Genomic DNA, 16,064 nt, shown 5'->3' with positions numbered 1-16,064 from the left:
ACCGGTCCGTCGCCCCCGGGGTCATCTCGATCCGACCCCGGGGGCGACGGCGTTCCCGGGTGTCGGGTGTCGGGTTCGGTGACGTTCCCGGGTCGGGTGGCGTTCCCGGGTCGGGTGGTGGGTCCGGCGGCCGTGGCCACGGGGGCCGGTGGTTGGTTGCTGGCTGTTCGTTGTCCGCTGTCGGGGCCGGTTGCCGGTTGCCGTCTGCGGTCCGCTCGTATGCGGTCTGCGGTCGGCCCGTCTGCGGTGGGCCCGTCTGCGGTTGGTGTCTGCTGGTGCTGGTGCTGGTGCTGGTGCTGGTGCTGGTGCTGGTGCTGGTGCCGGTGCCGGTGCCGGTGCCGGTGGTGGGGGTCGGCGGTCGGCGGTCGGTTGCCGACGGTTCGCCGTCGGCCGGGGCAGTGGCGCAGCGGAATCCGCCGTCGGCCGGGAGGTGGCACAGCGGACAGGGCACCCGCCCCGGAGTTCCGGTGACGGGTGCCCTGCGCAAGGCGTCGCGCCGCACTACCGGTCGCGCCGCACTACCGGTCGCGCCGCACTACCGGTCGCGCCGCACTACCTGTGCGTTCGCGCACGATCCGTGCGCCGCGGTACTACCAGTTGATGCAGGCGGCGGGGACCCATCCGGTCACACGGTCGGTGCGGCCGTAGTACCACTTGTCGCTCGACTTGCCGCAGAGACGGTAGGACTGCCCCCGGGACGCCTTGCCGTCATTGCAGACCTCGCCCTTCTGGCCCTTGCCCCACACACCCAGCGCGGTCGCGCTCAGCTTCGCGGACTTGCGGAACTTCACGCTCTCCTTGGCCTTGATCGGCCCCAGGGTCTTGCTGCAACTCGCCGCCGCGGCCACCGGTCCCGCCGGTGCGGACCCGGCCTCGGCCACCGTCACCGGCGCGGAACGGGCCGTGTCCACCCCGCCCGCCACTGCGGCACCACCGGTCAACACGGTGCCCATCAGTGCGACGCCGACGACGGCGGTTCCCAACAGCTTCCTCATGTGTACTTCCCCATCACAGTGGATCGAAGGTCCCCCCGGGGTTTGGTCGGCCACCGGCTTCCCCCTTGCCATGCCGGTGGCGGCCCCGATGCGCTTGATCCAATCACCGCTCCCACGGCAGGACCATGGCTGCTGCGGTCGGGTGACGAGGCTGTGACGCGACACGGACGTACATCCCTGTGCTGTTGTGTCCTGCCGTGCTCGGTGGCGGGTGGCGGGTGGCGGGTGGCGGGTGGCGTGGGGGGACGTCTGCGCTCGGTGCGGGGCGTCCGTCAGCTGCGGAGTGTCCGTCACGGCGGTGGGTCCAGGAACACCGGGTTCGTGAACGCGGCGAGCGGGCCGGACGGTCCCTGTCCGCCCGGTGCCCCGGACGGGTGCCGGATCTCGGCACGGACGTACGCCGCGTACGACGAAGTGGTCGTCCACCGCACCGCCACCTCGCCGGACGGACCCACCACCGGCGAGGTGTACAGCGCCCCCCGGTCCGTCACGAACCGGACCGTGCAGCCCGGCACCCCCGAAGCCGTCAACTGTGCCGTCACCGCCGCGTCAGGCCCGACCGCCAGCCGTTCACCGATCCCCGCCCGACGGCCCCGCCCGTCCACCAGCGAGAAGTCGACCCGTACCGACGCGGACTCCGCGACATAGCTGCGCCCCGCCCGGATACCCTCCTGGACGGCCACCCGGGTCAGATCGTCCGCGAGGACCACAGTCTGAGGCCGCCCCACCGGCTCCGGATCCCGGTGCGCGTCGCTGCCGCCCATCGCCGGAACCCATCCGCGCCGCCCACCCCGCACCCCTGTGACCAGCGTGTTGTCCCACTCGGCCAGTGCCGCCTCGTCCTCGGCCCCGTACGCGCCGTTCCACACCTCCACCGCGTCGGCCTCCGCGAACCCGTACTTCCACCCGCAGCCCACGCAGGTGGCGTGCGGATGCGCCGGTACGACGAGCCCGCCCGCGCGGCGGATCACCCCCGCGTACCGGCCGAAGCGGTTGTCCCGGGCCCGGTAGCGCCAGTCCACGAACGTGCCCGGGTCGGTGCCGATCGCCAGTACATGCCCGTTGCGGGTGGTGACCTCCTCGCCCAGCATCACCAGCAGGTCGTCACCCGCCGCCCCCGCCCAGTGCCGGTGGCCCGCGTGGGTGTTGTGCTCCGACGAGTTGATGAAGTCCAGACCCGCCGCGCGCGCCAGCGCCGCGACCTCCTCCGGGGTACGGCGGCCGTCGGAGTACCAGGTGTGCAGATGACAGTCGCCCCGGTACCAGTCCCGGCCCCGCCCACGTGCCCGCTGCGGCGGATACCGGCGGTCCGGAACGGGTGCGGCGGGCGGTCCCGGCACCAGCGTGACCCGCACCTCGTACGTCAGCCCGCCCGGCGCGACCGTGTACGGACTGAGCACGATGTGCCAACGGCCCGCGTCCACGGGGCCCGGCAGATACCCGGGTGTGGCGTCGTCACCCCGGACGAAGAACTCCGTACGGGCACCTCCCGACCAGCCCCGGAACCCCGCCCCACCCGCCGCGACACCCCCCGTCCCGAACAGCCCGATGTCCAGCGCGTTGCCCGCCGTGCCGGGCGCTACCACCGGCCGGTCGTACCGGTACGCCACCCGCAACTCCCGCACTCCGGAAGGAACATCGACCGGCAGATAGACGTAATCCGGCGCACCCGGCGGAAGCGTCCCCCGAATCGTCCACGTCACCCTGTCCCCCGTCCCCGGCGCCACTCCAGGCCTCGACCTCGCCTCTGCTCCCGCCCCGCCCTCCGCACCGGCGACACCCCCAGCCGCCCACCCGAGCGAGACAGCACCCCCCGTCACCACAAACGCCCGCCGACCGAACGCCGAAGCCCCACCCACCGAAGTCACGTCCATGCGAGCTCCTGTCCTAGGTCTGGTCCTGGTCTTGGTCCCGGTCCTGCTGGTGCTGGTGCTGGTCCTGTTGGTGCTCGGGCTCGGGGGGTGGCCCGCTTGGCCGAGGCTGGGTCAGACGGTGCTGTTACGGCAGCGGAGGAACGTCGCGGCGAGAAGGGACGGTGAAGGGAGCGCAGGGTGAGCGTGAGAGGCGCAGTCGAGGAACCGACGCCAGGAGCAGTGTGGGCACCGCGACGCATTGTCTGCGGTCCCGCAAGGCGTGCTGTTCGCCGAGGAACTCGGTAGGGGTACTGAAGTGCGCGCGATCCAGGCGGTACGAGGGCCCATGCCCCCGCGGCTCCGGCAGCCGCCACCCGAACGACGGCGCCACCGACCACGAACACGCGCGAGAATCAGACCCCGATGAGGTATGCCCCTGGAACGCGAGACGTTGACCGCCGAACCTGACATCGGCCTCCGACGGCTACCGCGCGGCCGACCACCATCACCGCCCTCCCAGCAGAAGCAACCCCCGCACGCCGCACCACCCACCAACGCAAGGCAGGCAAGTCATCCCGTCAGCCCTCTTCTCCCTTCGTCGCACTCATACGGCTCTTGTTGAACACGCCTAACCCATAGGCGAGTTCGTGGGGTCCGGTGGTCTATCTGTGGATCGCGCCACCCCATACCCTCGGTCCCGGACACGCCGTCCTACGGCGGCGGGAGGGGGAGGAACACGATGGAGCCCGGTGCCACCTCGCTCATGGAACAACTGAGCCCCTATCTCTCGGCGGCGATGGCCTCCCATCGCGAGGGTTCCCCGCCACCGCGCTTCCCTCTGCTCTCCGTTTCCTCCTCCGACGCTCCGCCCCTCCGGACGACCCACCGTCCTGATGAAGCCCCGCACCCCCACACCGTCAGCGAGTCGAACGGAACGGCCGAGCCGATCCGGACCCTGGAGCCCGCCGCGGGGCCCCACAACGCCTCGCCCCACCACTTCGGTCTTCGGGTCCTGCACACCATCTGGTCCCACCGCCCGGCCGGCGCCCGCGGAGAACTGGAGACGGTCGTCACCGAAGCGGCCGCCACCCCTGACGACCCGGACTCCCTGGCGGCCCTGCGCCAGCACATCAAACGCGCGCTCCGTGAAGACCCGGACCTCCGCGCCGAACTCCTCACCCTCCTCCGCTCCGCCCCGACCCCCGAGCCCGCCCCCATGAACGTCACCGCCTCCGGCGAACGGTCGATCGCGGGACACCACATCGGCACCGCAGTCACCGGCGACCACAACACCGTCCGACGTTGACCCGGCCTGTGCCCGAGAACCCCGGGCCACCTGACCGCTCCTCGGGCGACTCAGCCGCCTCCGCACCCTCTGCCGCCGCTCCACAGGTCCACGCCTCGGGCACCCGGGCCATCGCCGCCAAGGCGATCGGCGTTGCCATCACCGGCGACCACGCCCGGGTCGTCGTCCTTCCTGCCGACGCGGCCCACTCGGCCCGGGAAACCCAGGCCCCGCCCGGTACCGGTAACCTCCCCGGTCCGCCCCCCGCCACCTTCACCGGCCGCGACGACACCCTCACCCTCCTCCGCTCCCTCTTCACCGCTCCGAATCGCCTCGCGCCACCCGCGCATCCCCCGGCAGAGCACGCCGCCGGCCCTGAGCCCGGCCACCCGGCCGCGTCGAGCTCCCCGACCGCCGCTGCGGCCCACCCCATCACCGACCTCCGGGCCGCCGACCCTCACACCACCAACTCCCACGCCCCCTATGCACCCGCCCCCGACCTCCCCACCTCCCGCGCGACCCGCACCGTCGCGATCCATGGCCTCGGCGGAATCGGCAAGTCCACCGTCGCCCTCCACTACGCCTCCGGATACCGCGCGGCCTATCCCCTCGTCTGGTGGATCACCGCCACCGCTCCTGCGGCCATCGAAGCGGGACTCGCCTCCCTCGCCGTACGCCTGGCCCCGCTGTGGGCCCGCGAGGCCACCACGGAGGAACGGGTCGCCTGGTCCCTCACCTGGCTCCAGTGGCACCCCGGCTGGCTGCTCGTGCTCGACAACGTCGAGAACCCTGCCGACCTTCACCCCTACCTCGGCGCCCTCTCCGGCGGCCACGCGCTGGCGACCAGCCGTCGTGCCACGGGCTGGCACACCATTGGCGCCGCCCTTCCCCTCGGGCCGCTGACCCCCGCCGCCTCGACCGATCTGCTCTGCGCCCTTGCATACAGCGGGCGGACTCCCGCCCCGGCGGAACGCCAGGCCGCCGCAGCTCTCGCGGACGAACTCGGCCATCTGCCCCTCGCCCTGGAACAGGCCGGCTCGTACCTCCACCAGACCGGCAAGGACATGGACGCCTACCGCCGAGGTCTGCGCCGGATGCTGGCCAAACGCACCGACGCCATCGAACCCGAACGCACCGTCGCCCGCATCTGGGAGCACACCCTGCGGGCCGTCACCGCCCGAGACCCTCTCGCCGTATCCGTCCTCAACACAGTTGCCTGGCTGGCGCCCGACGACATCCCCCGCGATCTCCTTTCGCCGCTGGCCCTCGGCCCTGCCCCCGGGCTCGATTCCCCCGAAGCCGGCCGCCTTGGACTCCCTGGCCACCCCGGCTGTCCCGACCGACCGGGAAGCCCCGGACATCCCGTCACCCCTGACGGCGACCTCGACGGTCCCGACCCGGACGCCCTTGACGAGTCGATCGGCGTTCTCCATGCCTACACGATGGTCACCCTCACGCGCGGCGGCGGTCTGCGGGTGCACCGCCTGGTGCAAGCCGCCCTGCGAGCCCGGCTCGTCGCGGAGGCCGACCGCGCACGGCCGACGGCATCAGGCCCTGTCCGTCCCGATGGACTCACCGCTGCCGAGAGGCTTCTCCACGATGCCGTCCCGGAGGGTGAGGGAGTCGCCCCGACGGCCACCGAGAGGCAGACCCGGCTCCTGCCCCACATCACCGCCCTTGCCACACACACCCCGCCGCACCACCTCACCGACAGGTCCGTCGATCTCTTCGTCACCGCGGCCGACCATCTGTACCGCGCCGGACTCTTCGCCCCCGCCCTGCCGCTGCGGGAGGTGATCCTTGCCTACCGTGAGCGCACCGAAGGCGCCGAACACCCCGCCACCTTCACCAGCAGGCACAATCTCGCCTTCGGCCTCGCGGGAACGGGGGACTTTCCACGCGCCCGCACGCTCTACGAGACCACGCTGGAACAGCGGGCTCGAATCCTCGGCGCCGACCATCCCGACACCCTGATGACCTGCAACGCGCTCGCCTCCGTCTATGAGGACAGCGATAACCTCGACCGCGCCATCGAGCTGTACGAGGACACGCTCTCGAAGCGAGAGCGGGTGCTCGGTGACCTTGACCCGGCAACGATCGCCGTCCGCAACAACCTTGCCGGTGCCTACGTCGCCGCCGGAGACCAGGAGCGCGGGACCCGTCTCTACGAAACCGTGCTCACCCAGTGCCGACAGGCCCTCGGGGACACACATCCGTACACTCTCGGCGCGCGCAGCAATCTCGCCTACGCCTACCGGCGGGGTGGCGAGCTGACGCGGGCCGCCGATCTGCTGGAGACCCTGCTGAGCGACAGCGACCAGGTGCTCGGCGCACTGCATCCGGACACCCTCGACACCCGTGCCGGTCTCGCCCGGGTCCATGAGCTCTCCGGGGATATCGGGCAAGCGGCCCGGATGCTCACGGATCTTCTCCCGCTGTACGAGCGGGTCCTCGGTGATGCCCACCCTTCAACGGCCAGGGCCCGTGCGGCGCTGGACCGGCTCCGCACCGCCCAGCCCTGACCGTGGTGCACGGCCCCATCCACCGTGCTCGGCACGAGTACTTGTCGCAGAGCCAGCGACGCCATCAGGGCGACGAACCGCCGCAGCACTTCCATCGATGCCTCCCCGCCGGTGTCCGGGCGAAGTCCCCGGAGGTTCTTCCGGTGCGAAATCCGCACCGCTTCATCTCTGGTACACCGCCCAGCGCCGCCGGGTTCCCGATTCGGCCGGGCCGATTTCGAAGACCTGGGCAAATAGCTACGAAACGGGGTGAAAAGTCTCAAAATCCGAGCGGCTCACCCCGTCCCGGCTCACCCCGCCCCGTCCCGGCCCGCCCCTGCCCCACCCCGCCCCCTACTCCTCCACCAGCGGAAGCAGCTGCGGAAGGTGACCGTCCGATTCCGCCGCGGCCCGCTGCCGTTCCTCCGGCACCTCGCCGTAGAGGGTGGTGCGGGGTTTGGCCGGGCGGCCGGCGGCGTCCGCGATGGCGACCAGATCCTTGACGGAGCGGTACGAGCCGTAACTGGAGCCCGCCATCCGGGAGATGGTCTCCTCCATCAGCGTGCCGCCGAGGTCGTTCGCCCCGGAACGCAGCATCTCGGCTGCGCCCTCGGCACCGAGCTTCACCCAGCTCGTCTGGATGTTGCGGATGTGCGGGTGAAGCAGGAGCCGGGCCATCGCGGTGACCGCCCGGTTGTCGCGGGTGGTCGGGCCGGGACGGGCGATACCCGCGAGGTAGACCGGGGCGTTGGTGTGGATGAACGGGAGCGTCACGAACTCCGTGAAGCCCTCGACCCCCTTCTCCAGGGCCCGTTCCTGCATGCCCACGAGGGTCCGCAGATGCCCCAGCCAGTGCCGGGGCTGGTCCACATGCCCGTACATCATCGTGGACGACGAACGGATGCCCAGCTCGTGCGCGGTGCTGATGACCTCCGTCCAGGTGGCCGCCGGGAGTTTGCCCTTGGTGAGGATCCAGCGGACCTCGTCGTCCAGGATCTCCGCCGCCGTACCGGGCACCGAGTCGAGCCCGGCCTCGCGCGCGGCGGTCAGCCATTCACGGATCGACATGCCCGTACGGCTCGCGCCGTTGACGACCTCCATAGGGGAGAACGCGTGCACATGGATGCCGGGTACCCGCTCCTTCACGGCCCGCGCGATGTCGAAGTACGCCGTGCCGGGCAGGTCCGGATGGATCCCGCCCTGCATGCACACCTCGACCGCGCCCACCTCCCACGCCTGTGCCGCGCGGTCCGCGACCTGGTCGAGCGAGAGCGTGTACGCGTCGGCGTCGGTACGGCGCTGGGCGAAGGCGCAGAAACGGCAGCCTGTGTAGCAGACGTTGGTGAAGTTGATGTTCCGGGTGACGACATAGGTCACGTCGTCCCCGACCACCGACGCCCGCAGATCGTCGGCGACCGTGCACAGCGCGTCGAGCGCGGGACCGTCCGCGTGCAGCAGCGCGAGCGCCTCGGAGTCGCTGAGCCGAGTCGGGTCGTCGGCCGCGGTCCGCAACGCGCCGCGCACGTCGCCGTCGATCCGGGACGGGACCATGCCGGGTACGGCGGCCTCCCGCAACGCCTCCCAGTCGCCGTACACGGCGTCGAAGTCGTCACGGCGGTCCGACGAACGGCCCTCCGTGTCGATGGTGCGGTGGAGGTCCGTACGCCCCGACGCGGCCACGTACCCCTCGTCGGGCTCCTGCCAGGGAAGGCCGACCGGACGGGCGTCCGGGGCGGCGAGACCCGTCAGCGGGTCGGCGAGGGCGTTCACGTGCGGCATCAGCCGGGGATCGAGCCAGGGCTCACCACGCTGCACGAACTCGGGATACACACACAGGCGTTCCCGCAGTGCGAAACCGGCCGCCTCCGAGTGCCGCGCCAACTCGTCGATCTGCGGCCACGGACGCTCGGGATTGACATGGTCGGGTGTGAGCGGTGACACCCCTCCCCAGTCGTCGATCCCGGCGCCGATCAGACGCGCGTACTCCGCGTCCACCAGGTTCGGCGGTGCCTGGAGGCAGCCGGAAGGGCCCATGATGTGCCGGGCGACGGCGATCGTGGCCACCAGGTCGTCCAGCTCCGCGTCGGGCATCCCGCGCATCGCCGTGTCCGGCTTGGCGCGGAAGTTCTGGATGATCAGCTCCTGGACGCCGTGGTACGACCGCGCCACGCGCCGCAACGCGAACAGCGACTCCGCGCGCTCCTCGTAGGTCTCGCCGATCCCGATGAGCAGCCCGCTGGTGAACGGCACCGAGCTGCGCCCCGCGTCCTCCAGGACCCGCAGCCGGACCGCCGGTTCCTTGTCGGGGGAGCCGTAGTGGGGGCCGCCCGGCTCGCTCCACAATCGGGTCGCCGTCGTCTCCAGCATCATCCCCATGGACGGTGCCACGGGCTTCAGCCGCTGGAAGTCCGTCCAGGACATGACGCCCGGGTTGAGGTGGGGCAGCAGCCCGGTCTCCTCCAGGATGCGGATCGACATCGCGCGCACGTACGCGATGGTGTCGTCGTAGCCCTCCGCCTCAAGCCACTCGCGGGCCTCGGGCCACCGGTCCTCGGGCTTGTCCCCGAGGGTGATCAGCGCCTCCTTGCAGCCCAGCTCGGCGCCCTTGCGCGCGATGTCCAAGACCTCGTCCGGCGACATGAACATCCCGTGCCCCGCGCGGCGCAGTTTCCCGGGCACGGTCGCGAACGTGCAGTAGTGGCATTTGTCCCGGCACAGCCGCGTGAGCGGGATGAACACGCTCTTCGAGTACGTGATGACCCCGGGCCGCCCCGCCGCCGCGAGACCCGCGTCACGTACCCGGGCCGCCGACGCCGACAGATCCAGCAGATCGTCCCCGCGCGCTTGCAGCAGGACGGCGGCTTCCCCGGCGTCCAGCGCGACGCCGTCCCTGGCACGTCTCAGCGCCCGCCGCATGGAGTTGGCGGTCGGCGCCGCACCGCCCGGCCGGTCGGAACCTCCGGGGGCGGCGGAGCTGGGCACGGCCTGTGGATCAGTCATGCCGTCGAGCATACGAGCGGACACCGACACCGTCTGCGGTGCCTCACCCCGCCCCCGACCTCCTCGGACGGCCCGATCCGGCCATCGCACCGTCCATCGGCGGATCTCCGCCGTGGTCACCCGGCGGTCGCCCGGATCGCCTCCGGCGAAGTTATCCACAGGCCCGCACGGGCCGATCGATACCGGCGTACCGTGATTTCCGCAGCGGTTCACGGCGGGGTGGCGAAGCCGTAACAAGCGGAACCACGGACCCACGTGGATCGTCGCAGGGGGCGGGATCGTTGAAATGCCTTTGCGTCGCAGGGCCCAGGGGGACAGGGCCGGCGCTCTCAGGGGCGAGGGGCGGTTGGGGGACAGGTGGGGTACGTGAGGTCTGCTCGCGCGGCCATCAGGGCCGGAATCGTGATCGGCTTGTGCGGAGCGCTGCTCGTGGGATGCGGCTCCGGTGACGAACCGGAGGGGGACCGCGCTAGCGGCTCGAAGGGGACGACAGGTACGAAGGAGCCGACCGGCACCGAGGGGACGACCGGCGCTGAGGGAACGACGGGCCCGAGCGGTGGTCCCAGCGCCGCTACGAGCGGGGACGGGCCGACCGGATCGGCCGGATCAGCCGGGTCGGAGGGCGGCGGCAAGGGCGGTACGGCGTCCGGCGAGCCCGGCGGTACGGCCGCGCCCGACGCCACCCCTGCCCCGGACACCACACCCACGCCCGACTTCGTGGCCGACCCCGCTCTCGTCCCGAGGAACCGCGCGGACGCCCTCACCCTCGCGCGGGCCGTGATCACCCGGCCCACCGAGTACGGGCGTGGTTACGGCAAGGGCACCCCCTACGAGAGCGACCCGGGCGACTGGAACGTCCTGGACACCTCCTGCAACTGGCAGCGCGAGGGACTGCCCCGCACGGTGCTCGCGAGTTTCACCCGGCGAGGTCAGCTACCCGCTTCGGGCGCCAAGGGGCTCGTCCGGATCTCCTCGACCGTGACCGTGCACCGCACCACGTCCCAAGCCGACTGGGAGATGGCGGAGACCCTGGAGGAGGCCCTGCGCTGCCCCGACCAGCGGCTCGGTGGCAGCGAACGCGTCCAGCAGCTGATGTCCTTGGGTTCCGCCTTCGGCCAGAGCGCCAATCTCACCGCTGACGACTCCCTCATGGAGCGGGGCGAGTTCATCGACGAGAGCGGCGGCGGGGCTCCCGCGCACTACGCGTGGAACCAGTCACGGCTCGGCACGGTGACGGTCTCCGTCGTCGTCAAGGGCGGCAAGGGCCACACCCCGTTGGAGCTCACCACCGCGCAGATACATGCCATGACCTCCATGGTGAACCGCCTCAAGAGCGCTCTGGGAGGGACCGAATGACCGAGCCCCTGCTGCCCCAGGACCCTTCCTCGATCGGTGGACACCGGCTGCTCGCCCGGCTCGGCGCGGGCGGTATGGGCGTCGTGTACCTCGCCCGCGCGGAGTCCGGTGCGCTCGCCGCCGTCAAGGTCATCCAGGCCGAGCACGCTGACACGGAGGACTTCCGTACCCGCTTCCGCCGTGAGGCCGACGCGGCCCGCCGGGTCCGCAGCCCCTGGGCCGTGCCCGTGACGGGAGCCGACCTGGACGCCGATCAACCCTGGCTCGCCACCGCGTTCGTCCCCGGCCCCGCCCTCCAGGAAGCGGTCATGGCCTGTGGGCCGCTGCCGGTGCACAGTGTCCGTGTCCTCGCCAAGATGCTGGCGGGCGCCCTGGGCGCGGTGCACGCGGCGGGACTCGTCCACCGCGACATCAAGCCCGGTAACGTCCTCCTCGCCGTGGACGGGCCCCGGCTGATCGACTTCGGTATCGCCCGTTCCCTCGACGACACCGCGCTGACCTCGGCGGACCTCGTCATCGGGACACCCGGCTTCCTCGCGCCCGAGCAGGCCCGCGCGGACGGCGTCGATCTCGGACCCGCGTCGGACATCTTCTCTCTCGGCTGTCTGCTCGCCTACGCGGTCACCGGTCGTCCCCCGTTCGGATTCGGGGCACCCGACGCGCTGCTGTACCGGACGGTGCACGGCGAACCCGATCTGGCGGGCATCGCGGACGAGGCCGCGACCGGCGGGGCACCTGCGCCGTCCCCGGGCGTTCCGTCCGCCGACGGGGGCCCCGGTGGGGCAGGCCGTGACGCCGGTCAAGGGCCTCGCGCCCTCGACCCACGCGTCGCCTTCCGGTCCGGCGCCGGGGAGCCGCACGCCGACCCCGGACCCACGCGGGACCGCGCTACGGGCGCCTACCCCGGACCCGCACGCGACCGCGCCACGCACGCCGACCCCGAGCCGACGCAGGACAGTCCCACAGGCGCCGACCGAGGGAACGCGGCCGACTCCGCGGGCAGGGCACCCGACGGCACCACGGCCACCGTGGACGGCACGGTTACCCCCGCACAGCCCATGGACGCCCCTCTTGACATCCGCCCCACGCCCACTGACCCCGGCCCTACGCCCACACCGAACACCCCCGCACAGGCGCAGCCACAGCCACTGGCTCAGGCGCAACCGCAACCGCAGGCGCAGCCACAGCCACAGCCACAGGCACCCACGACGGCCACCCCCGCTCCGGCACCGGAACCCGTCCCGGCCACCCCCGCACAGACATCCGCACCGACGACCCCCGCCGCCGCCCTGCTCGCCCTGCTGCGCCGCTGTCTGGCCAAGGACCCCGCCGAGCGGCCCACCGCCGCCGAGGTGGCCGCCGCGTTCAGCGAGGACCTGCCGGACGGCACAGCGGACTGGTTGCCGCCGCAGGTGGTCCGGATGATCGCGGACCGGTCGACGGCGATGCTCGCGCTGCCCGACATCGAACGCACCCTCGCCACACCGTCCGGCCCGGTGCCCGGCCGCCCCGCCGGCCGTCGCCGGTTCCTGACCCTCGCGTCCGGTGCGGCCGTGCTTGCCGCGGGCGGCGGGGTCGGTCTCTGGGCCGCGCTCTCGGGCGGCTCCGGTGGCACACCGGCCAAGCCCGCCCGCCGCTGGACCATCGGTGTCCAGGGAGATCTGTCCGGTCCCGGACGAGCCGTGGGGCGGGCACAGGAAAACGGGGCGCGGCTCGCCGTGGAGCAGTACAACGCGCGCGGCAGCCGTTCGTTCGAACTGACGCTGCGGACGTCCGACGACGAGGGCCGACAGGACCGGGCGGCGGCAGCGGCCCAGCGGATCGCCGACGACCGGGACGTGCTCGCCGTCCTCGCGTCCAGCGGTGACCGTACGACGGATGCCGCGCTGCCCGTCTACGACGGCGCGCTGATCCCGATGGTGACGGTTTCCAACGGCCAGACCCTGCCCGAACAGAGCACCTCCAGCATGTTCCTCAGGGCCCGGCCGACGCATACGATCGCCGCCGCCGGGATCACATACCAGGTCATGGGCCTCGACAAGCCGCCCCGCAGGACCGGGCTGATCGAGGACCGCGGCGACGAGACGCTCGCCTGGATGTACTCCACCATGGCCAACTACATGTTCCGCCAGATGGGCAGACCGGCGTACCCGAGGGTCGTGCCCGCGTCGATCGGGGACGGGTTCGGGCCCGTGGTGGACGACATGCTGGACGCGGGCTGCGACGCGTTCGTGTACTGCGGTCCGTCCGTGGGGGCCGCCCGACTGGCCCGCACGCTCGCCGAGCGGCGCTTCAACGGCCCCCGGTTCGCGGCGGAGCCCGCCCTCGGCGGGACCTTCCTCCAGGACGCGGGGGAGGCCGCCGAGGGCTGGACGGTGACCGCCGGGGCGATCGGTCCGGGCGACCCGAGGGTGCGCCGGTTCGCCACCGCGTTCCGCGAGCGGTTCGACGCGGCGCCCGGTCTGTGGGCCGTCGAGGCGTACGACGCGGTGAACCTGCTGATCCGGGAGCTGGAGCGCGCAGCGGACGGTGGCAAGCGCCCCGAGCCGCGCGCGCTGATCGAGCCGCTGCGCGCGGCGAAGTTCTTGGGCGTCGCGAAGGCGATGTCGTTCAAGCCCGAGACCGGCGAGTACGCGGCGTCGGCCGGTGTGTATCTCCATCAGGTCAGGAACGGCGAGTTCCACTACGTGGGCCCGGCGCCGATGCGGCCGCCGACCGTGTCCTAGACGGCAGGGAAGTCCTGGGGCGGCGGGGAAGCCCTGGGACGGCAGGGAAGCCTCAGGGCGGCGGAGAAGCCTTCGGGCGGCGGGGGAAGTCTCAGGACGGCGGAGAAGGGAAAGGGACTGAACGATGCGGGCGCTGAAGGGGGCGGACCCCGAGGCCATCGGTGGCTACCGGCTGCTGGCCCGTCTCGGCGCGGGCGGGATGGGCGTGGTGTACCTGGCCCGCTCGGAGGGCGGCGGGCTGGTCGCCCTGAAGGTGATCCGCGCCGAGTACGCCGCCGACCCCGGATTCCGGGCCAGGTTCCGCCGGGAGGCGGAGAGCGCGCGGCGACTGCGGGGCCGCTTCGTCGTGCCCGTGACCGCCGCCGACCCGGACGCGCGGGAGCCTTGGCTCGCCACGGCGTTCGTCCCCGGTCCGTCCCTGGCGGAGGCCGTCGCGGAACGGGGCACGTTCCCGTACGCCAGTGCGCGGGGACTCGGGGCGCGCCTGGCGAAGGCGCTCACCGAGGTCCACGCGGCGGGCCTGGTCCACCGTGACGTCAAACCGGGCAACGTCCTCCTCGCGTTGGACGGGCCCCGTCTGATCGACTTCGGCATCGCCCGCTCCCTGGGCGCGACCGCGCTCACCGCGACCGACGCGGTCATCGGCACCCCCGGCTATCTGGCGCCCGAACAGGCCAGGATGGGTGCGGGCGAGGTCGGCCCGGCCAGCGATGTGTTCTCGTTGGGCTGCGTCCTCGCGTACACGACCACGGGCCGCCGACCGTTCGGTACGGGTGCGCCGCTCGCGGTGATGGTCCGCACCGTGCAGGAACCGCCGGACCTCGCGGGGGTGGACGGCGAGTGGCGGGCCCTGCTGGAGCGCTGTCTGGCGAAGGACCCGGCACTGCGCCCGACCGCCGCGCAACTGGCCGCCGAATTGGGACATGTAGCGGACACACCCGGCGCGCCCGGGGACGACGCGTGGTTGCCGCCCGGCCTACCGGCCCTGATCGCGGAACGCTCCGCGCGGATACTCGACCTTCCGGAACCGGAGCGTACGGTCACCGCCCCAGCCCCCGCACCGGGGCCGGGGCCCGGTCCGGGCCGACGCCGGTTGCTGACACTGGGCGCAGCGGCGGGTGTGCTCGCGGCGGGCGGCGGCACGGCGGCGTACCAGTGGTTCAGCGGCGACGGCACGAAGACCACCGCCGGGACCCGCGGGGGTGCCGTACCGACGGTCCACATCGGCCTCCACGGCGACATGAGCGGCCCGGACAGGGCGTTCGGCCGGGCCCAGGAACGCGGCGCGCGGCTGGCCGTGGCCGCGCACAACGCGCGCGCGGACCGCACCGTCACCCTCAAGCTCCGCGTCCGTGACGACGGGGGTGGCGCCGCCCGCGCGGCTCGGGTCGCGCGACAGTTCGTCGACGACCCCGAGGTCTACGCGGTGCTGGGGCCCACCAGCGACACCACCGCGACGGCGGCGGTCACGGTGTACAAGAAGTCGGTGCTCCCGATGGTGACGGTATGGGCGGCCGACACCGTCCTGAACGCCATCGTGGACGCACCGATCTTCCAACTACGCGCCCCGGCCGCGATGCTCGCGACACCGATCGTCCACTGGCTCACCCATGTGCGGCCGTCCGAACGGACGGCGCTGATCGACGACCGTGCAGACGAGAGCACCAGTTGGAACCTGGTCAAGATCCTCAACGACGCTCCGCCGTCCCGGGGCAGTGTCTCCGTGCACACCGTCGAAGCGGACAGCGAGGACTTCGGGACGGCCGTCGCCGGCGCCCTCGCCGCCGGCGCCGAGGGCCTGGTCTACTGCGGCACGTCCCCCGACCGCGCGGCAAGGTGCGCCAAGGCGGTCCGCGCGGCGGGCTTCACCGGAGGCAGGGTGCTCACCCAACCGGCCTTCGGCGCCGAGTTCCTGACCGCTGCGGGTGCCGCGGGGGAGGGCTGGGTCGTCGCTTCCTCGTTCGTGGACCCGGAGCGTGTCCGCAAGGCGTCCTCATTCGTAGCGGCGTACCGCGCGGTCTACGGCCAGGGCCCCGTACCGATGGGCGCCACGGAGGCGTACGACGCGCTGGGCCTCGTGGCCCACGCCCTGTCCCGCATCGACACCCCCGACCGGGTCGCCGCGCACCGTGCCCTGCGCAAGGGCACCTACCAGGGCATCGCGCGGGCGTACACCTTCCGCAAGGGCGACGGTGCCTTCGACCACACCAAGGGCATGTACCTCTGGCGCGCGGAGAAGGGGCGCGCCCGCTACCTGGGGCCGTACCAGGAGGTGGACAAGGGGGTGCTGTGAGGAGCCTGTACACGCGCCCGGTGCCGCTTACCGTGTCCATTACAGTGCTGCGCAG

At 72.4% G+C, this 16,064-nt stretch carries 8 protein-coding genes; 5 read left to right on the top strand and 3 right to left on the bottom strand.

From position 1 onward, the window contains the following. Window positions 1-590: 590 nt before the first annotated feature. Both OG711_RS16910 and OG711_RS16905 read right to left on the bottom strand, forming a co-directional pair. On the bottom strand, window positions 591-995 hold the full coding sequence (locus OG711_RS16910) for a hypothetical protein (protein WP_329559646.1): 405 nt from the start codon (window positions 993-995) through the stop codon (window positions 591-593). Window positions 996-1,285: 290 nt separating this feature from the next. Then, window positions 1,286-2,869 (bottom strand): CehA/McbA family metallohydrolase, encoded by a 1,584-nt coding sequence (locus OG711_RS16905; protein WP_329559645.1) that lies wholly within the window; start codon window positions 2,867-2,869, stop codon window positions 1,286-1,288. 718 nt (window positions 2,870-3,587) lie between these two features. On the opposite strand from OG711_RS16905, the gene OG711_RS16900 reads away from it, so the two are divergent. Further along, window positions 3,588-4,154, top strand: a complete 567-nt coding sequence (locus OG711_RS16900) for a hypothetical protein (RefSeq protein ID WP_329559644.1) — start codon at window positions 3,588-3,590, stop codon at window positions 4,152-4,154. Next, on the top strand, window positions 4,151-6,655 hold the full coding sequence (locus OG711_RS16895) for a tetratricopeptide repeat protein (RefSeq protein WP_329559643.1): 2,505 nt from the start codon (window positions 4,151-4,153) through the stop codon (window positions 6,653-6,655). The genes OG711_RS16900 and OG711_RS16895 overlap by 4 nt, the downstream gene beginning before the upstream one ends. 333 nt (window positions 6,656-6,988) lie before the next feature. Here the strand turns inward: OG711_RS16895 and OG711_RS16890 are convergent, their stop codons facing one another. Then, on the bottom strand, window positions 6,989-9,634 hold the full coding sequence (locus OG711_RS16890) for a bifunctional FO biosynthesis protein CofGH (protein ID WP_266509029.1): 2,646 nt from the start codon (window positions 9,632-9,634) through the stop codon (window positions 6,989-6,991). Window positions 9,635-10,000: 366 nt separating this feature from the next. On the opposite strand from OG711_RS16890, the gene OG711_RS16885 reads away from it, so the two are divergent. The 3 genes from OG711_RS16885 (at window position 10,001) to OG711_RS16875 (ending at window position 16,009) form a co-directional block, all read left to right on the top strand. Beyond that, the gene (locus OG711_RS16885) at window positions 10,001-10,990 is read left to right on the top strand and encodes a hypothetical protein (protein ID WP_329559642.1); all 990 of its coding nucleotides are present in this window, start codon (window positions 10,001-10,003) and stop codon (window positions 10,988-10,990) included. Then, complete coding sequence (locus OG711_RS16880; protein ID WP_329559641.1) at window positions 10,987-13,716, top strand: protein kinase domain-containing protein; 2,730 nt, start codon at window positions 10,987-10,989, stop codon at window positions 13,714-13,716. Before OG711_RS16885 ends, OG711_RS16880 begins: the two co-directional genes overlap by 4 nt. 124 nt (window positions 13,717-13,840) lie before the next feature. Beyond that, a complete protein-coding gene (locus OG711_RS16875; protein WP_329559640.1) occupies window positions 13,841-16,009 on the top strand; it encodes a bifunctional serine/threonine-protein kinase/ABC transporter substrate-binding protein in 2,169 nt (722 codons plus the stop codon). Window positions 16,010-16,064: the final 55 nt, after the last annotated feature.

This window comes from Streptomyces uncialis, assembly GCF_036250755.1.
Lineage (GTDB): Bacteria > Actinomycetota > Actinomycetes > Streptomycetales > Streptomycetaceae > Streptomyces > Streptomyces uncialis.
The sequence above is the reverse complement of the archived record's forward strand: the minus strand, read 5'-3'. Positions and strand labels throughout refer to the sequence as shown.